The following is an 18,687-nucleotide window of genomic DNA, read 5'->3' on the forward strand; positions in this document are numbered from 1 at the left end:
GCAAGGCGCAAGAAAACTCCGGGCCCGACGCGTATTACTGGTATGCGAGGGTTTGAACGTTTCGCGGCGACGCAGCAGATGGGACTTTTGGGGGCGGCCTGCTATTCGTTTCGGTCCAGGCTGTGCGAAGCCTGGGACATCCGCTGCGCTTCCTCGGCCTGCCGGGCGCGGGCGCGCTTCTCGGCCCTGCGCCGCGACCACAGGCTGCCCTCGATGGGGCGGCAGAAGGGGTCGCCCCCGCCCTGCTTGCGGGCGATGAGCCAATAGGAAAGGCCCAGCGCCAGGATGATCGCGGCCAGGGCGAAGACGTGGGCGGAACTTGTCTGGTGGAAGTCGAGCACGATGGCTTTGCGCGCCGCGGCCATCAACGCCGTGGCCAGCACGAGTCTGATGTGGATGATGTGGGCTTCGAGGTAGACCACGATGTTGGCGAAGATCTCGATGGCGATGAGCACCGCCATGAAGGCGCCGAACGTGGCCAGGATGTCGTTGATGTTCAGGAGCATGTAGGGCGGCGCGTTGAGCCGCTGCCACAGCACGTGGACCACGTCGAGCAGTCCCCAGACGATGACCAGGGTCATGAGCAGGGCCAGGATGCGTACGCAATGGCGCAGGACGGATTGCAGCAGCGACACGAGCGGATCGGTCGATCCCTGGATGTGGCAATGCTCGAATCCCGGCTTCTCGCTGTCTTCCTTCATGGACGAGCCGCCTGATTTGGGGTTGCTGAGATCCATGACACTCCTATACACGGCCGTCCGCTGTTTGCAAAGACGTGAGAGTTGGGGCGCTTTTCAGGGCGACGTGGCGACCAATCCCCGGCCTTCGCGCCAGGCGAGCGTACCCCACGGCGCGGCGGGATCGCCCAGGAGAAGGCGCGGTCCCTGGCCGTCCGTCTCGTGCCAGGTGAAGCGTGGCGGCGTGCGGACGCCGAAGCGCAGCCGGGCTTCATGATCCGGGGAGTCCGAATAGCGGCCGTCCTCGCGCTGCAGGTGCAGCCGGAAGACGATCCAGGCGCGGCCCGAGATGAAATCGGCCAGTGCCCCACCCGTGGAAACGGCATCGGCCAGAATGTCCACGAACAGGAGGTCCGGCCGACCGTCTCCGTTCACGTCGCGCACGCCCGCTCCGGGCGCGAGCGCGCCCTTGGCGGCCAACCGCCAGAACGGCCTGTCGGCGCAACCGTCGAGTTCCGGGCCGCAGCGATGATAGGCCAGCCGGGTGGCGCTGCGCAGCCCGAAAAGGCCGAAAGGCGACGGCTCCACGACAAGCCGTCCCGGAATTCCGGTTTCGTCCAGGGGCAGGAAATCGCCCGAAAGCCACGACGAGCCGTATGTCGTCAGGGAGAGGTGCGGGGCGTCGGCGAAGCCGCCGCGTTGCAATCCGGGCCGTGCCTCGTGCAGGAAACCGCCGTGCGGGGCGTTGGAGATGACCACGAGCTCGGCTGGGATCTCGTCGCTGTGTTCCAGGAGCAGCACGCGGGTCTGCGCGTTGCTGGCGCGCCGCGCCAGCAGGGGATCGAGCGGGCCGGTGCGGCGCAACGGCTCCTGCCCGGCCGTGGGGCGATAGGGAGCCAGGAGCAGTGACGCGGCGGAGCGGTGCTGCACACTGACCTGCTCGCGCACGGAACCTAGGAAATCCTCGGCCTCCACGGCCCAGGACGCCGGAGGCGAGACGAGAGCGAGCCACAAAAGCGTGAACAGGCTCAGGGCCGCCATGCCAAGGCCTCCACGCGCCGCGCTCCGGGTTTGAGCACCAGCACCTCGCCTTGCCCGTCGCCGTTCACATCCGCCGCGCCTACGAGCGCCGCGCCAGGCCCTACCTTCACGCTGCGTTCGCCCTGGGGCGCTATCATGGTCAGAACGCCGTCCGCGTCCAGGCGTGCGAGGAGGGGATGCCCGGCCACGGCCGAGGTGAAGCCGCCGCGCATGGTCCTCGGGTTTGTGCCCAGGGAGAGGCGCACCTGGGCGACGCTCGTGTCATGGCGCGCGCCATGGCGGTCGAGCCTGGACGCGCGCAGGGTCATCCCGATGGTTCCCTCGGCGGCAAGGCGGGCCGTCTCGCCGGGCGTGGCGGGCAGGCGCGGGATGAGGGATATCCAATGCCAGCCGTCCGGGCTTTGGACGAGCGGCATGAAGCCGGGCAAAAAAGAGGATGAGAGCCGCAGATGGGGCGTGTGCGCGGCGGCGGTCTGCGAGAGGGAGAAGAGTTCGAGCACGTAGGTCGGCGCGAGCGCGTCCTCCTCGCCTGGCAGGACAAGGCGCAAGCGCGCGGCCGCAAGGGCGCATCCGGCCTCGGGCGTGAGCAGGAAGGCGTCGCCGAGGGTTCCCAGGGAGGCGAGGTCCAGGGCGCGGACCAAGCTGAATCCCGCAAAATCCACGCCCAGGATATCGGCTCGCCGACCGTGCCCGTCCTCGCTCAGCACGACCAGTTCGCGGCGGCCGTCGCCCGTCAGGTCGTCGGCCCAGATGCGGTGCTCCACGGATGAGCGCGATGAGAGTTCGTGGGCCACGCGCCTGGCGCTGACCCGCCAAAGCTCGCGCAGCCGCGGCGTGGGCGCGGCCGGGGGCGGCAGGTCGCGCGAAAGGAGCGCAAAGGAGCCGTCGGGTCGTTGCAGGGCCGCGTAAAGGCTCTGGCCGTTTGTGCCCCACAGGTCGGTCAAACCGTCGCCGTTCAGGTCCTCGGCCTGCCAGAGTACATCGCCGAGACCGTTTTCGGTCGTGTAGTCGAGGAAGTCCGGCACGGCCAGGGCGAGTGAGTCGAGGTCCACGAACACGGCCGTTCCGATACCGCAGGCGGCCACGGCCGCACGTTCTCGAAAGACTGCGGGAAAGAGCGCTTCGGGCCTGAGCGGCAGGGAAACCACGTCCACGTCGCCTGGGAGGTTGCCGTCGGCCGCGAGATAGAAATCTGCTCCGGATGAGGCCGCAAGCCAGACACGCGCGGGACCACGCCCCTCGCCGGGCAGTGGGGCGCGAACACCGGCCGGAGCAAGGAGATCGATCGGCTGGGGCAGCTCCCAGACGATTGCGCGCGGCTCGCGGGCCAAGGCCGGGGCGCAGAGGACGAGCAGCGCCATGGCGAGCGCGAGGCGGACGCGGTTCATGGCAGATTCGTCCGCCTGAAGGCGGCCAGGGCGAGGGCGAGCGGGGCGAGCGCCCAGGCCGTAAAGGCCAGCAGCGAAACGCCGGACAAGGGAGCGGGTGGCAGCCCGGCCAGGGCTTCCTGAGCCCGCTCGAAGGGCAGGCCCCAAAGCGTCGTGTGGGTGAAGTTCCCAAAGCCGACGGCGTTGCCCGCCGTGTCCAGCAGCAGGTGCAGCGAGAGCGCGGCCAGGGCGGCCTGGGCCGGGGAGCGCGCGAACACGGCGCAGGCCAGGCCGAGCGAGATCATGGGCGCGAGCGTCAGGGCCGAGAGTGCGGCTGTCGCTGCCAGCAGAAACGGGCGCTGGATGCCGCCCGTAAGCGTTGCGCCCAGGGCTGCGCCGGCGAAGAGCGCGGCCGCGCCTAGAACGAGATAGGCGATCAGGGCGAGGGCCTTGGCCGCCAGAAGCTGGGAGCGGGCCACGGGACCGGATGCGAGCAGCGCCAGGAAACCGGATTGGCGCTCCTGAGCCAGGGACAGGGCTGCGGCCGTCAATGGCAGAAGCGGCCACAGCGTGGCCGTGAGCGCCTGGGCCGAACGCAAGGCCGCAAGATCGCCGCCGCCAGGCAGAATGGCGGCCGTGAGCATCGCGACGAGTCCCACGCAGGCGAGTGAAAGCCACACGCCAGCGCGCGTGGAACTGCGTCTGAATTCGGCCGCAAGCGCCCGGGCAAGGCCGCTTCTCGTGAGGAACGTCAGTTCCATGCGGCCTCCACGAAAGTCTCGATGCGTTCGACCGCGTCATGGCCGTCGATGCGGGCCGTGCCGTCACCGCCGCGCTCCAGGCGTCCGCTCCCGTTCAGTCGGCCCTCGTGCAGCACGGCGAAGGAGTCGATGAGCCCGATCGTCTCGCGTGGCCTTTGCCCGGCCAGGAGCACTGCCGCCCCGGCATCCGCAAGTTTTCGGATCAGGCCGAGCGCGGCGGAGAGGGAGGGCGGATCCAGGGCGTTCAAGGGGTCGTCCAGGAGCACACAGCCGGGGGTGCCCAGGCAGGCCAGGCAGAGCATGAGCTTTTGCCGCATGCCCTGCGACCAGCCCCCGACGTGTCCGGAAAGGCGCGGGGCAAGGCCCAGGGATTTTGCGGCCTCAAAAGCCGGGGCAGGATCGCGGGCAAAGAGCCGGGCCACGAGGTCGATATGGGCCTTTCCGCTCAGGTGGGGCGTCACGGCCGGGGTTTCGGGCAGGTAGGCGAGGTGCGCCCTGGCCTCGGCCGCGCCGTCCGGATCGCGCCCGGCAACGAGTACTTCGCCGCGCTCACGCCGCACGAGCCCGGCCACGGTCCGAAGCAACGTGCTCTTGCCCGCGCCGTTGCCGCCGTAAAGGCCCAGGATTTCGCCGGGAGCAGCGGCAAGGGAGACGTCCCGAAGCACCTCGCGGCTGCCCAAACGCACGTGAAGTCCTGTAATGACGAGTCCCATCGGGCTGCTTCTATCCCTGTTGTCCGGCCCCGGCAAGACCGCCCGGCCCCGCTCCCTGGCGCAGGCGGTCTTGCCGGGATGCCCTGATGAAAGATGTCAAGGGAGGTGTGCGTTCGCTTGTGTTCCACCCCGTGTTCACGTATCGGGGCAACGGTCGAAGGTTTTCTTTGCATCAAGGGCTTTCAAACTATAATCGCGTGCTACGGAAGCAAATGGTAGCGTTCAGCAATATGAGCCACGGCGAGCCTTCGGTCGACGCACACGCCCCTGCGTCCAGCCCGTTGCAAGACGACCCGCGCGAACCGGGCGTGATGCAGGCGGCGGCATGTCTGCTGTTTGGGGCGAGCCTGAACGCGACTTTCAATTTTACCGGAATCGGTCTTCCCGTGCGCGTCGGGGTTTCGGATTTTCTCGCCCCCTTGCTGGTGCTGATTGGGGCCTGGGCGTTATGGCGGAGGAATTGGGATTTTCGCCTGCACATGCAGTGGTTTGCGCCTGTCTGTCTTGGGTTCAGCGCCTGGCTTGCCTGCGGCCTGCTCATCGGCAGGGCGCATCTCGGCGAATGGACAAGTTGGGCCGTGGTCAACAGGGGAGCGGGTTGGGTCGTCGTCCTCGGCTACTTCTTCGTCGGGGCTTGGCTGGCCGCGAGCCAACGGCGGACAAAGACATTTCTCACAGGATTCTGGGGCATCGCGGCGCTCATCGCCGCTGGCAGCAGCCTCGCCTATTACCTGAATGCGCTCAAGATCATCGGCATCTCGTTTCCCCGCAACACGGGGTTGCTGAGCAATCCCAACTCGTTTGGTATTTTGATCGCAGTCTGTTTTTTCGTCTATTTGACCATGGGCGGCGTGGCGCGCGCGAACAAAAAATTGGATATTTCGATATGCCTGACTTTCGCCTTTGCGGAGCTGACCTCGTTTTCGCGCACAGGCTGGATCCTTTTTCTGCTGGTGCTCGCGGTGGCTCCCCTGTTGCGCTTGCTGTCGTGGCGGCGTGTGGCGCTCATTGTGGTCATACCCGTGGTTTTGCATGTGACCATGGTCTCCAAGCCTGGAATCATTCCGTGGCCGAGCTTCGGGAACGACGCTGTGCAGGCGCAGAATGCAGCGGGTAAGCCCAAGAAAAAACCGAAAAAGGTGAAGCTCAGCACAACTGACGCTTTCGGCTACCATGTCGTGAGCGCGCAGTCTCTCGATTACAGAATCGAGTTGTTTCGCGAGTCTTTGAGCCATTGGCGCGACTCGCCGGCGACGGGAGCCGGAGTGGGAGTCGTCTACGCCAAGGAGGTGGAACGACGTGGTTCGGTATACGCCTCGACTATTCACTCCTCTCCGATATGGCTCCTCACGGAGACGGGGGCCGTGGGATTCGCGTTCTTCGCTTGGCTGTATCTGGGCAGTCTCTGGGCGCTTTGGCGAACATGGCGACGAGACGGGGGACGTATGCAGCTACTCGGCCTTGGAACCCTGCTTCTGCTCGGGCTTGCTTCCTTGCCCACCGATGTCATGTTCCAGCGATATTTGTGGGTCATATGGGGCATGGCTCTGGGGGCGGGCGCGGCGTTGTCGGCTCCCGGAGTCGGCGGACGCTCGTGACTTCTGACCTCCTGCCCGCCGATCTGCGCAGGAGTAGCTTTTCCTGTCATTCGCAAACACGGTTTCTTTTTCCCGCAAAATTGATAAGTACGGTTTTCGGGTGCGTATGAAACGTCATGAAACAAGCCCAAGGCAGTCTGGATAAATTTTCGATGAAGATTCTGATCGTCTCCTGGTTCTTCCCGCCCACAAACGCCCCCGGGGCCATCCGGGTCGGAGCGCTGGTCAAGCACCTTTTGAGCACGGGTCACGAGGTCCGTGTTCTGGCTGGGCGCGATCCAGGCTGTCCGCAGACGTTGCCGGTCGATCTGCCCGAGGGGGTGGTCACGGAAGTGCCCTTGCCCTTCGCGACGCGTCTGCGCAAGGGACTCGCTCCCCTGGAGCGGCAGTACCGCAGCGGAACCATGCGCCACGGCGACTGGCTGCGAATTCTCTACAAGTATTTCCAGACGCTGTTCTGTATCCCTGACCGCTACGTGGGCTGGTGCCTGCGCGCCATACCCGCGGGCAGGGAGATCGTGGGCGCCTGGAAGCCTGACATGATCTACGCCAGCGCCATGCCTGTCACCTCACTTCTGGTGGCCAAGGGGGTGGCGAAGTCGGCCCGCATCCCTTGGGTCGCAGAAATGCGCGACCTATGGGTGGATAGCCACTACTACGACATGCCCGCGCCGCGCCGCTGGATCGACGAACGCATCGAAGAGTCGCTCCTTGGCCACGCCGATGCCCTGGTCACGGTCTCCGAGCCCTTGGCTGACGCGCTTCGGAAGAGATATCGCAAGCCCGTGGCGACGATTCTCAACGGCATCGACCTCGCCGACGTCCCGGCCGTCGAATCCGTTGCGCGACGGGCGGATGGGCCGGTCGAGATCATCTATACGGGCCTCGTATATCCCAAGCAGCGCGATCCGTCCCTGCTCTTCGAGGCATTGGGGAGTCTGGGCGAGGCGCGCTCGGATTTCAGGGTCGTTTTTTACGGCAACCTGATGCCCGAGGTATTGCAACTCGCCGAGCGCCACGGCGTTGCAGATGTCGTCGAGACGCACCCGCCCGTGTCGCACGCCGAGGCCCTGCGGCGCCAAGCCGAGGCGGACATCCTGCTTCTGCTTTTGTGGAACAACGACGGCGAGGCGGGCGTCTTTACCTCCAAGCTCTTTGAATACCTTGCCGCGCGCAGGCCCATCCTCTGCCTGGGGCGCGAGGAGGGGGTCGCGCCCGACGAGATCAGGCGGCGTGGAGCCGGAGCGGTCCTGAAGACGGAGGACGAGGTGCGTTCCTGGCTTCTGGCGATGCGTGATAAGAAGCGCGCCGAAGGGGGCATTCCGCCTCTGCCCGAGGCGGTAGGCGCGCACATCGGCCGCGCCGAGCAGTTCGAGAGGCTCGAGCGAGAGGTTTTATTGCCGCTTGGGCGGCCCAAGGCCTAGAACCAGGCGGGACGCGTTTCGCGCTGGCGATTCCGCGTCGAACGTCTTTTCCGCCGTCGGGGAGAGTGTGCACTACACGCGAGCGGTGCTTTCAGTGGGCGCGCTGCGCATCCTGAGCGTCCTTCTGGCGGCCCTGTTTCTGGCCGGGGTCACGGCCGTGGTTCCGCCACAAGTCTACGGCCGCTACATACTTGTCTTATCCTGCGCCCAGGTGGTCGTGGGCGCGCTGCTCGCCTGGCCCAACCAAGGCTTTCTGCGCTACGGGCGCGAGGAATTCACCGCGAAGAGCGGAATCGGCGGATTTCTCGGCGCCCGCCTGGCCCTTCATGGCGGCCTGCTGGCGTTGCTCGTGCCCGCGGCCGTGCTCCTGGGTCCCGTCCTGGCCGAATGGGCCGATGTGGGCGAAGGCGTCGCGGTTCTTTTCCTCGTGATGTCGTTTGCGATCATGCCGCTTTCAGACATGGGGGGGGTGGCCGCTCAGGCCACGGGCCGCTTCCTCGCCTTCGGAACGTCCGTCTTCGTGCAACGGCTGCTTCAGGTCGCAGTGATCGGGTTTATCTACGCTGGTCTGTCCGCCACCTGGGAGGCGCTCTACCTGGCGTCTCTCGCCGGATACGCCCTGGCCGCGATCCTCGCCTGGCTGCTCGTGCCCCGCGAGGCCTGGGCTGGCCTGCGCGTGAGGAGCGGCGACGTTCGCCGTCTCGTGGCCTACGGCAGGCTTCTGCCCGTCTCGATCATGGCCGCTTATCTCATCACCTGGATGGACGCTTGGTTCATCAAGTTCTTTCTCGACGCCGCGTACGTGGGACAGTACTCCTGGGCCTATTCCGTGACGCTCGTCGCGACCACGCTTCTCGTCCCGGTCGCGGCTGTTCTGGGGCCAAAGGCTGTGGACTTGCATCTTTCCGGCGAGAAGGGCCGCCAGCATGGTCTGTCGCAGGGGATTCGCTCCGCCTGTCTGCTCCTGGCCGCGCTCGTTCCCCTCGGCCTTGGGCTTGTCGCCCTGGCCTGCGCCGTGCTTCCCCTGGGCGACTACGGGCGTGCGTCGTCCGTGTTGCTCATCCTGTGTGCCGGTGTGGCCTTTCAGGCCGGGATGGCCTTGGTTGAGCCGCGCATTTATGCCGATGAACGTCTCGTACCGCGCGCGGTGGTCATCAGCGTGGCCATGGCGGGCCTCAACGCGCTTGGCAACCTGCTCCTGATCCCGAGGCTCGGCATCGAGGGTGCGGCGTTTGCGACCGCCGCAGCCTACGGCGCGGGCATGTTCATGCAGTGGACGCTGCTTGGGATGCCTCGGGCCGGACCGGTGCTCGCGGGTCTCGCAGGCGTCGGCGTCGCCGCGCTTTTCGCGGTCATGCCACCAGCCTGGAGCCTTTCCCTTGGCGGCGCGCTCACCGTCGCGGCCCTGGCTCTGGGCCGGGCCACGGGACGGTTTTCCGGGCTTTCGGGCGTGTTGCCCGCGTGGGCCGCCGTTCTTGTCGCGCCCGGCGTGCGGAAGTCTCCCTGATTTCGGCTCGATCCGGGTGAATTGGCCGAGAGTTCACTCCCCCCACAAACGCCGCAGAAGCCTCGGCGAGAGGCCGCGCCGCTGATCCAGGCGAAGCCCCAGGCGCAGGGCCTCGGCCCGTGCCGCCTCGATCTCCTCGGACGAAGGGCGGGAGGCGAGCTCCGGGTAGTGTCCGGCTTGGCCGCAGGGATGGTACTGGGGCATGACGTTGACGTAGGTGCGCGGCGAGACCTCCTCGGCCAGGAAGCGCAGCCAGGCCAGGGCGTCACCCAGGCGGCCGGGCATGACCAGATGCCGCACCAGAAGCCCCCGCACGGCCAGCCCCGAGGCGTCCATGACGAGGTCGCCGACCTGGCGGTGCATCTCGCGGATGGCCTCGCGGGCGCGCTCGGGATAGTCCGGGGCGCGGCAGTAGGCGCGAGCCGCCTCCGGGTCCGTGAACTTGGCGTCGGGCATGTAGATGTCCACGACACCATCGAGCAGGCGCAGGGTGGAGAGGCTCTCGTAGCCGCCGCAGTTCCAGATGAGCGGCAGGCGAAGCCCCATGTCCACGGCCAGGGGCAGGGCTTCGAGAATCTGGGCCGCGACGTGGCTCGGCGTCACGAAATTTATGTTCGCCGCGCCTTTTTCCTGGAGCGCGACCATGGCCATGGCCAGATCGCGGGCCGATGATTCGGGCCATGGCCCGCCCTGGGAGATGTCCCAGTTCTGGCAGAAGACGCAATCTAGGTTGCACTGGGCGAAGAAAATCGTGCCCGAGCCGCGCTCGCCCACGAGCGGGTCTTCCTCACCGAAGTGCAGATCGCCCGAGGTCGCCTGGGCCAGACGGCCGGTGCGGCAAAAGCCAAGTTCCCCGGCCGTGCGGTCGATGCCGCATTCGCGCGGGCACAGATCGCAGGCGGCGAGCCGGGCCAGGGCGGCCTCGCCGCGGCGGGAAAGCTCGCCAGAGGCGTGCAGCGTGAGATAGGAGGCGGTCATGCCGCCTTCATAGCGCGAAACGCCATCGCGGGAAAGCGTCTGGCCGCGTCTGCGCGAAGTGTGCGGCTCGCGGCCCCGTTGGCCTCTCGCGGCCTTTCGGGCTTTCAGCGCACGGCGTGCAAGAAATGCAGGTGCTTCTCGTACTGATCCACCACGTCAGTGATGATTTGCTCCATGGTCCACCCCATAACGTCGTAGTCCTGGCCTCCTTCGCTCAGGTGCACCTCGGCCCGGTAGAACTTTAGTTCCTCGCCACGCCGTTTCTGCGTGTCGCGCATGGCGAATACCGGCGCGACGGAAACCGCGGGCCTCACCGAATAGAAGAAGTCGATCTCCTCGCCGTGCAGGACGTCGAGCCAGACCCGACCATCTTCGCCTTGCTTGACCCTGGCCCGCAGGCCGCGTTTGGCGAGTTCCTCGGCCACGTCGTCGAGCGCTGGTCTGATCACCTCGTGGATGAATTCATGCACCTCGGCCTTTGTTGGATGGTGCAAGAGCGCGTTCAGCCGTGCGCGCCAGGGCGTGGGTGCGTGTCCGACCTGTGGCATGAGCACTGCCGTGCGCAGGCTCGTGCGCTTGATCCCTTCGAGCCGCAATGCCTGGAGAAGCCCCCAACACATCAGGAGCATGACCACAGTGAAGGGCAGAGCGCTGGCGATGGAGGCGGTCTGCAGCGCGCCGAGTCCGCCGGCAAGCAGCAGCGCGGCTGCCACCAGCCCTTCGCTCAGGGCCCAAAAGATGCGTTGCCACACGGGGGCGTCGTCGTCCCCGCCAGAGGCCAACATGTCGATGACCAGCGAGCCCGAGTCGGAAGACGTGACGAAGAAGGTGACCACCAGGGTCGTGGCGAGGAGCGAGGTGATGCCCGACAGCGGAAGATGTTCGAAAAACTCGAAAAGCGCCATGGTTGTGTCGCGCGACACTGCCTCGCCGAGGCTGGCGATGCCCTGGACCATGATCATGTGCAGCGCGGTGTTCCCGAAGAAGGTCATCCACATGAACGTGAAGCCCACTGGCACGAGCAAAACTCCCAGAACGAACTCCCGAATGGTGCGGCCGCGCGAGACGCGGGCGATAAACATGCCAACGAAAGGCGCCCAGGCGATCCACCAGCCCCAGTAGAAGAGGGTCCAGCCGCCGATCCACCCTGTGGGCTCATAGGCGTAGAGGTTGAAGGTCGTGGCCACGATGTCCGAGATGTATGATCCGATGTTCTGCGTCAGGGTCTGGAGCAAATAGACCGTGGGGCCGGCCGCGAGCACGAAGAGCAAAAGGAGCACCGCCAGGATCATGTTCAGTTCCGAGAGCCTGCGGATGCCGCCATCCAGTCCCAGGACCACGGAGATCGTGGCCACGAGGGTGATGACGGCGATGAGGAGTATCTGCACGGTGATGGAGATGGGAGCGCCGAAGAGGTAGTTCAGGCCGGAGTTGACCTGCATGGCCCCGAATCCGAGTGACGTGGCCACGCCGAACATGGTTCCCAGGATCGCGAAGGTGTCCACGGCGTGCCCGATGGGGCCGTGGATGCGTTCGCCGATCAGGGGGTACAATGAAGAACGGATGGTCAAGGGCAGATCGTGGCGGTAGGAGAAGTAGGCCAAGGAGATGGCGATGACGGCGTAGATGGCCCAGGCATGAACACCCCAGTGAAAGAAGGTGATCTTCATGGCCTCTCGCGCGGCGTGCACGGTCTGGGCGTCGCCAATGGGCGGCGACATGTAGTGCATCACCGGTTCGGCCACGCCGAAGAACATGAGGCCAATACCCATACCCGCCGAGAAGAGCATGGCAAACCAGGAGACGTAGCCGTAATCCGGCTCGCTGTGGTCGGGGCCGAGCTTGATGCGACCAAAACCCGACAAGGCCAGGAGTACCACGAAGACGAGAAACGAGGCTACGGCCAGGATGTAGAACCAGTCCACGGAGTGAACTATCCAGGCCTGTACGCTGCCGAAGACCGATTCGGCGAGCCTTGGGGTGAGCATGGCGAAGAGCACGAAACAGACGATGAGTCCCGCCGAGCCGAAAAAAACCGGCGGGTTGATTCTCGCGCGTGGGCGTCTGGACCCGGTTTCTGGCTGATCGCTCATCTGGCGGCTCCTTGGGGGCTGAAGTGCCATGGACAAACGATGACTTATGAGGTGTACAACGATGGCGCATAGGCGTCCAGGAATGAGTTTCTCAACAGCCTCCCACGGCCGCGAAAAGGCTCAGTAATCGTAGCGCCAGTTCAGGCCGATGCCCCCCTGCGACTCTCGGCCCATCTGGCTCTCCAGGCCAAGCTGGGGGCTGATTTCGATCTCCACGCCAACGGTATCGTCGCGCGGGTCCAGCCCCTTGCCGCCTTTGAGGTAGACGTTGTCCGTGACGTATTTGCCCGCCTGCACCGTGGTCCCGCCGGTGGCCGCGCCCTCGCCGGTGGAAAGATCGTCCAGCCCCACGCCTCGGGCGATGGTGCGGGTGATATCGGGCCCGGACGAGCCGCCCCGCGCGAGTTGGTCCACTGCCCGCGCCAGACGCAGGGCTTGCATGGGAGTGAGGCTGTCCAGGGAGCGACCGAAGAGCACGGCCGCGAGGATTTCGTTCTCGGGCACGGCGGGGTCCGAATCTAGCGTGATCTTGAGGTTTTGCGGCGTTCCCGCGAGGATGACCTTGGCCAGGATCGCGGCCGCGTTCGTGGTCGCCACGACGCGCAGGTCGGGCGTGGGCGGCGTTGCGCCGCTGAATTGGATCAGGCCCTCGTCGATGCGGAAGACCCGGTCCAGGAAGTCGAAGGTGCCGCGCTCCACCTGCAATCCTCCGATGATGCGCGGCTCCTCGGCCGTGCCCGTGATGTCCAGGTTGCCGCGCCACACCGAATCGAGCCCGTGTCCGCGCACGCGGATGCGCGGTGGCAGGGTCACGCCGATGTCCAGGGTCAGCGGCAGGGGTTTCGCCCGCTCCCGCGCTTGGGGCGTCTCGGCCTCGTCCCCCCGTTCGTCCACGTAGGTCACGTCGATGTCCACCACGTCGGGCGGCAGTCCTCGCGGCAGGTCCACCTCGGCCCTGTCCACGGTCAGCCGCCCAGCGAGCTTCGCACCCTCCACGCTGTCGCCCGCAAGGTTCAGGTCGCCGCTCACCGTGCCGCGCATGATCTCGTTGTTCACTGGTTCGAATCTGTCGAAGCCCAGCCGGACCGCAAAGGGCATGGGGCCGTCGCCCTCGGCCAGGGTCAGGCTGCCGTCGCCCTCGATGCGGCCGTTCGCGCCATCCCTGGCAGAAAGACGCGTGAGGGTGAACATCCGCCCCCGGGCGTTGGCCGCCATCTGGATGTCGCGCAGAACCGAGCCGAAGCGCAGGTTCTCGTAACGGCCTTCGCTCAGGCTCAGGTCGCCTTCAAGCAGGGGGTCGTCGAGGCTGCCGCGCGCGGCCAGGTCGAAGGCGAGCGCGCCGGAGAGAATCTGGTCGCTCAGGGCGGGCAGGTCGCGCAAGAGTCCGAGGTCGAGCGCACCCGTGGCAGTGGCCGTGATGGGAGCGCCCTGGTCCATGGAGAACGCGAAGGGTTCGAGGGCGAAGGCCAGGGGCAGGGATGCGTCGAGCGAGACCAGACGCGCGGTCTCGTGCCGCACCTCGGCCTGGGCGGCGAGGCGGCCGTCTGCGGCCAGCGCCGTGGCCGAAAGCGCGACGGGCGGCAAGTCCATGAGTCCCTGGTCAGGCGGCGCGGTGATGCCCGTGGCTTCGAGGCGAATCGTGGCGCGCGGTGCGGCCACGGGGCCTTGCACGTCGAGATCGAGATCGACCAAACCCGAGGGAACCGTGAGATCGAGCGCGGCCAGGGCGCGCAGCGGAAAGCCGCGCAGTGTCGCCCCGAAGTCAGCCGCGCGCGGGCCGTACTCACCTTGCGCGCGCAATTCGCCGCCGCCCACGTCCAGGGCCAGCCCCTGAAGACGCAGGCCCGAGGCGTCCGCCTCGATGCGGGCCGGGGCCAGGGAGCGCACCGGCAACCCGGCGTAGTTGGCCGCAAGGGATGAAAGCTCGGCTGCGAAGGTCTCGGCAAAGGGCTGGAGCTTGGCCGTGAGCGCAAGCGTGAAGGGTTTGCCGTCGGACGCCCCGCGCGCGGAAAGATCGAGTGTCGCGTCGGGGCCGGAGACGGTCGTGGCCAGATTGACGGTTTCGGCCGAAAAGCCTTCCATGCCGAGCCCGGCTGCCCGCAGATCGAGCCGGGCCGCGCCGCGCTCAGCCACAAGCGCGTGCAGGTCCGTGCTTGTGGCCTCAAGCGAGAGCGAGGCCAGCGACATTTCGTCGAGAACCAAGCTGCGGCCTGTGGCGGTAAGGTTCACGGCCTGCGCGCTCGCGCCGTCGGCAAGGTCGAGGCGCGCCTGAAGGCCGCCGGAAAGGTCGAGGCCCAGAAGCGGGGCCAGGGCGTCGAGGCGCGGGGCATCCAACTGAAGGCGGCCGCGCAAAAGGCCAGTGGCCAGAGCCAGGGCCAATTCTCCGTCGAGGCGCGCGCCCGGGGTTTCGATCGCGAGTTCAGGCAGACGCAGGTGGTCGTTGTCGAGAATATAGGCGGCCTGGGCGCGCAGTTCGATCTCCTGGGCGGCCAGGGAAAGGGCCAGGCGTTCCGGCGCGGGGTCGGGCGCAAGCGATATCCCCGAGGCGAGGCGAAGCGCCGGACTGGTCAGGCGTTGTCCGGCCATTTCCAGGCTTTTGGCCTGGGCGGCGAGGCTGATATCCAGGCGCTGGCCGAGAACGCCCTCGACCGTTATATCGATGGGCGAAAGGCCGCTTGGCCGAATGCCCAGCGCCTGTTCCACGAAAGCGGGGTCATCGGGCAGGGTCAGGCGGGCCGTGGTGCGAAGCGTGTCGTCGGCGAGGCCGAGGCGGCCCCTGGCATGAAGCGTGGTGCGGCTTGTAAGGTCGAGCCCATGCAGCGTGAGCGCGTCGTCGTCGAACTCGGCCTCTAAGAGCAGGACCGCGTGCTCGCCAATGAGCGCGGCCAGGGCCGGATCGAGGCCTTGAATCCCGCTCGCATCGATGTCGGCCTCGATGCGGATGCCCTCGTCCAGGTCGCCGTGGGCCGTGGCGGAGAGATTCAGGGCGGCCTTTACTGGGCGCAGCCCGAAGAGGGTTCCGGCGTTCGGCAGCGCCGCCTTTGCGATGGCCGAGAGAAGCATTTCCGCGAGGTCGAGGCTGCCCGAGGCAAAAAGGGTGTTCTCTCCACTCACGAGGGAGAACGCGTCGAGGCGAAGCCTGTCCTCGCCCTGAAGACTCGCGTCGAAGTCGATGCGCAAGGACTCGTCGAGCACGGTGTCCGGCGGCGGCGTAAGACCCCCCACGTCGGCCCTTCCTTTTGCGCGCACGGTGCGTGTGGGCGCATCGAGAGGCGAGCGGGCATCGATATCGGCCGCAAGGCGCACCAAAGATTTTGTAAGATCGGGCAGGACGAGGCTTCCGAGGTCGGCCTCCAGGCGTGCGAAAAGCTCGTCCTCGCCTCCGCGCAGGGCAAGGTCCAGGCGCGGCGAGCCGTCGAGAACCCCGCCCGTGAAGCGGCCTAGCAGCGCCGGGTCCAGGGCCTCGATGGCGGCCTCGGCGGTGAGCTTTCCCCTTGCGAGGATGCCGTTTGCGTGCAGGCGCAGCGCGGCCAGGGCCACGTCGAGCGCTTCGAGGCGCACTTCGTCGGCTGCGCGGGAGCCAAGCGGCACGACAAGGCGCGCCAGCACCTCGGCCTCGCGGCCGAGAAGGTCGGCCGCGTCGTCGGGCACGAGGCCGAGCACGTCGGCGAGCACGGCCGCAAGTCCGATCTGAAGCGTCTCCACGCCTGGCCGCGCGCCCGCGCCGCGCCGCAAGGAGAGGTCGGCGTGCAGAAGCGAGAGGTCGTTCGCGTCCAGGGTCAGGATTCCGCCCCAGTCGTTCAGGGGGCCTGTCCCGGCCAGTCGCGCGCGCAGCGAGTCGACGTCCGCGCCCGTGGCCTCGGCCAAGGCCGGGCCGAGCAGGCCGTCCGGCCCTGCGTCGAGGCGGACGTCCACGTGCAAAACGTCGTCGGCCCGGTGCCAGTCGATCCGCACGGACAGTGAGTCCGTTTCGCCGTTGGCCGCGCCCTCCGAGAGCTCGTCGAGATCGAGACGCACGGCGATGCTGTCGCGCAGCGGCAGGCTCTCACCCGAGAGAGTATAGACGCGCGCGGACGAACCTTCCTCTGCTTCGGTGAGGAGCCCGTCCGCGATCTCAATGGCCGCCACGCGCAGCAATCCCACGTGCGGCCAGGAGAAATCAGGAATATCGAAAGAGAGCGATGCGGGCTCTTGGACGGCTTGCGCCTCGGCCTGGGACGAAGCTTTGGGCAGGCGTGCGAGTGAAAGGCGCTCCAAGGTGAGGTGGGTCACAGTGGGGCGGTTTGCGAGCGTGGCCCAAAGATCGAGCCCCACGCGCAGGTCGTGGCCTGCAAGCCACACGCCCTGCGCGTCGGCCAAGGCGAAGGACGAAAGCCTCACGTCCCAGGGCATGGCGCTATCCAGGCTGTGCAGTTCAAGGCGGAAATCCTCGGACGCTGCCAGATTCTCGATGAGCCCGGCCAGGGCGTTGCGGCCCACCTGGGTGTTCAGGACGAGCAGGAGCGCCGCCAGGACGAGCGCGACGAATCCCGCGAGCCCGGCCGCAAGCCAGGCCGCGAGACGCGGGAAGGCCATGCGTCCGGCTGTGGGCGCGGAAGGTTTCGTTTCGTTCGTGGTCATCAAAAGGACTGTCCCAGGCTGACGTATACCTGGAAACGGTCGTCACGGCCGCGCCGCCTGTCAAGGGGAAAGGCGATGTCCACGCCGATGGGGCCCACGAAACTGTAGTAACGCATGCCGAATCCAGCCCCCACGAAGAGCTTCCGCCCGAAATCGGGGTATTCCCGGGCAAAGGCGCGGCCCGCGTCCACGAAGCCCACCAGACCAAATTCCTCGTGGAAACGCCAACGCACCTCGGCCGAGGTCTCGAAGACGGATCGGCCGCCCACGGGGTCGCCCGCGTCGTCGAGATCGCCCGCCATGCGGTAGGCGTAGCCGCGCACGGACGCGCCGCCGCCCGCATACAACCGCAGATCCTTGGGCACGTTCGAAAGCGCCGCGCCCGAGGTCGCGCCCGCTTGGGCGCGCAAGGCCAGAACCAGCCTGTCGCCGCCCAGGATGCTCAGGTACTTGGTGGCCGATATCTGGCTTTGAAAGAAGTCCGAGACATCGCCCCGGCTGACGAAGTAGCGCGCGCCGCTCAATGTCACGCGCTGGCCTCTGGTGGGGTTCAAGAGGTCGTCGCTGCCGTCGTAGCGCAAGGAAAGCGGCACCGAGAACAGGCCGTAGGTCTCGTCCTGCTCCACGGCATCGATCCGCGAAAGACGATAGGACAGGCCGACTCCGGCCACCAGACGCGGAGTGAAGGCGTACTCCACGCCCGCGCTGCTCACAGACGTCAGACTGTGAAAGGCGTCGTCGCGTTCGCGCACGAAGCGCTGCTCCACGAGCAGGCTCATGGGCTCGACCAGGAAGTTCGGCTTGCGGAAGGCCAGACCCGCCTGCTGGGTGATCATGTCCGCCTCCACCGAGGCCAGCAGGCGTTCGGCTCGGCCGAAGAGCGTGCGGTGCTCCCATTCGGCCTTGCCGCCGGGGCCGCTGTCCGTGCGGTAGCGAAGGCCGAGCCTGATCGTGCGCGGGCGGCGTTCGACCAACTCCAGATGCATGGGCACGCGGCCGTCCTCCGCGACCTCGCCCTTTTCGAACAGGGCCACGCTGAAAAGCCCCCCCGCGACCAGGGCGGCGCGCGTCTCCTCGACCAGCGAACCGTCGTAGGGCATGCCCGCGATCCAGGGCAGGCGGCTGCGAACATATGCTTCGTCGACGTGCGAGAGGCCGCTGATGGTGGTTTCGCCGAAGTCGGCCACCGGGCCGGTCGAGACGACGTAGGTCACGTCCGCGATGCGCTCGGCCCCGATGGCGCGCACGTCGAGGTCCTCGACCCTGGGAAAGGGATAGCCACGCGTGGCGAGGTGGCGCACGATCGCCTCCTGGCCGTCCACGACGGCCTTGGCGGCGTACGGGTCGCCCGGCGAGACGCCGATTTCTCCAGGGGCAGGCAGGGGGGCTGCGGGGTCGGAGCCGGGCGTGGTCGTAATCGCGACGCGGCCGATGCGGAAACGCTCGCCCGGCACGACAGTGAAAACGGCCAGCGGCAGGCCGGGAGTGCCATCAGGCCTGTCCGGCCCATCGAGGATTTCCGTCTCCACCCGGCCCTGAAAGTAACCCCAGGAACTGAGGATCCGTCGGGTTGTCTGGACGTCTCCCTGCATGCGGTGGGCGAGAAGGCTTCTCGTGCGCGGCGGGGAGTCCTTGCGGGTGAAGGTGTCCAGCGATTCGAGGATCAGGGCGCGAAGCGCGGGGTCGAGGTCGCCGCGCAGTTCGGCGATGTAGCTGCCGGGCGGCAGGCTGGCGGCCTGCTCGCCGTTGGCGTCTTCCTCCAGGATCGAGGGCTGGTCGGCAGCGGAATCGCCCGGCTGGGCGAGGGCGGGGCCGTGAAGGCACAGGAGCGCGGCCAGATACAGACAGGCGAGAAAAGCCGCACGGGCCATGGGGTGGGGGCGCGAGTCGGAGATGCCGTTCATGGTG

General features: G+C 67.0%; 12 protein-coding genes. 3 read left to right on the forward strand and 9 right to left on the reverse strand.

Annotated elements, in window-relative coordinates; all coding sequences use genetic code 11:
* Nucleotides 1–101: 101 nt before the first annotated feature.
* From DSAT_RS00830 to DSAT_RS00850, 5 genes are read right to left on the reverse strand one after another with little or no spacing between them, the layout of a single operon-like run.
* Nucleotides 102–737: a phosphate-starvation-inducible PsiE family protein gene (locus DSAT_RS00830; RefSeq protein ID WP_020885674.1), complete on the reverse strand. Its 636-nt coding sequence runs from the start codon at nt 735–737 to the stop codon at nt 102–104.
* A gap of 57 nt (nt 738–794) precedes the next feature.
* Entirely contained in the window at nt 795–1,718 is a 924-nt protein-coding gene (locus tag DSAT_RS00835) for a hypothetical protein (protein ID WP_020885675.1), read from the reverse strand.
* Entirely contained in the window at nt 1,706–3,106 is a 1,401-nt protein-coding gene (locus DSAT_RS00840) for an FG-GAP repeat domain-containing protein (protein WP_020885676.1), read from the reverse strand. The genes DSAT_RS00835 and DSAT_RS00840 overlap by 13 nt, the downstream gene beginning before the upstream one ends.
* The gene (locus tag DSAT_RS00845; protein ID WP_020885677.1) at nt 3,103–3,846 is read right to left on the reverse strand and encodes an ABC transporter permease subunit; all 744 of its coding nucleotides are present in this window, start codon (nt 3,844–3,846) and stop codon (nt 3,103–3,105) included. The genes DSAT_RS00840 and DSAT_RS00845 overlap by 4 nt, the downstream gene beginning before the upstream one ends.
* On the reverse strand, nt 3,837–4,559 hold the full coding sequence (locus DSAT_RS00850; RefSeq protein ID WP_020885678.1) for an ATP-binding cassette domain-containing protein: 723 nt from the start codon (nt 4,557–4,559) through the stop codon (nt 3,837–3,839). The genes DSAT_RS00845 and DSAT_RS00850 overlap by 10 nt, the downstream gene beginning before the upstream one ends.
* Before the next feature lie 86 nt (nt 4,560–4,645).
* Between DSAT_RS00850 and DSAT_RS00855 the strand changes: the two genes are divergently transcribed.
* The 3 genes from DSAT_RS00855 (at nt 4,646) to DSAT_RS00865 (ending at nt 9,088) form a co-directional block, all read left to right on the forward strand.
* Entirely contained in the window at nt 4,646–6,157 is a 1,512-nt protein-coding gene (locus DSAT_RS00855; RefSeq protein WP_084712735.1) for an O-antigen ligase family protein, read from the forward strand.
* 152 nt (nt 6,158–6,309) lie between these two features.
* Nucleotides 6,310–7,581, forward strand: coding sequence for a glycosyltransferase (locus tag DSAT_RS00860; protein ID WP_020885680.1), 1,272 nt, complete (start codon nt 6,310–6,312; stop codon nt 7,579–7,581).
* Between the two features lie 67 nt (nt 7,582–7,648).
* The gene (locus DSAT_RS00865) at nt 7,649–9,088 is read left to right on the forward strand and encodes a lipopolysaccharide biosynthesis protein (RefSeq protein ID WP_020885681.1); all 1,440 of its coding nucleotides are present in this window, start codon (nt 7,649–7,651) and stop codon (nt 9,086–9,088) included.
* A gap of 33 nt (nt 9,089–9,121) precedes the next feature.
* Here DSAT_RS00865 and DSAT_RS00870 read toward each other — a convergent pair whose 3' ends face one another.
* The 4 genes from DSAT_RS00870 to DSAT_RS00885 all read right to left on the reverse strand — a co-directional run bounded on the left by DSAT_RS00870 (nt 9,122) and on the right by DSAT_RS00885 (nt 18,683).
* On the reverse strand, nt 9,122–10,066 hold the full coding sequence (locus DSAT_RS00870) for a radical SAM protein (RefSeq protein ID WP_020885682.1): 945 nt from the start codon (nt 10,064–10,066) through the stop codon (nt 9,122–9,124).
* Between the two features lie 104 nt (nt 10,067–10,170).
* A complete protein-coding gene (locus tag DSAT_RS00875) occupies nt 10,171–12,159 on the reverse strand; it encodes a BCCT family transporter (protein WP_020885683.1) in 1,989 nt (662 codons plus the stop codon).
* A gap of 120 nt (nt 12,160–12,279) precedes the next feature.
* Nucleotides 12,280–16,779, reverse strand: a complete 4,500-nt coding sequence (locus DSAT_RS00880; protein ID WP_020885684.1) for a translocation/assembly module TamB domain-containing protein — start codon at nt 16,777–16,779, stop codon at nt 12,280–12,282.
* Nucleotides 16,779–18,683: an autotransporter assembly complex protein TamA gene (locus DSAT_RS00885; protein WP_020885685.1), complete on the reverse strand. Its 1,905-nt coding sequence runs from the start codon at nt 18,681–18,683 to the stop codon at nt 16,779–16,781. Before DSAT_RS00885 ends, DSAT_RS00880 begins: the two co-directional genes overlap by 1 nt.
* Between the last annotated feature and the right edge of the window lie 4 nt (nt 18,684–18,687).

The sequence above is a fragment of the Alkalidesulfovibrio alkalitolerans DSM 16529 genome (assembly GCF_000422245.1).
Classification (GTDB): Bacteria; Desulfobacterota; Desulfovibrionia; order Desulfovibrionales; family Desulfovibrionaceae; genus Alkalidesulfovibrio; species Alkalidesulfovibrio alkalitolerans.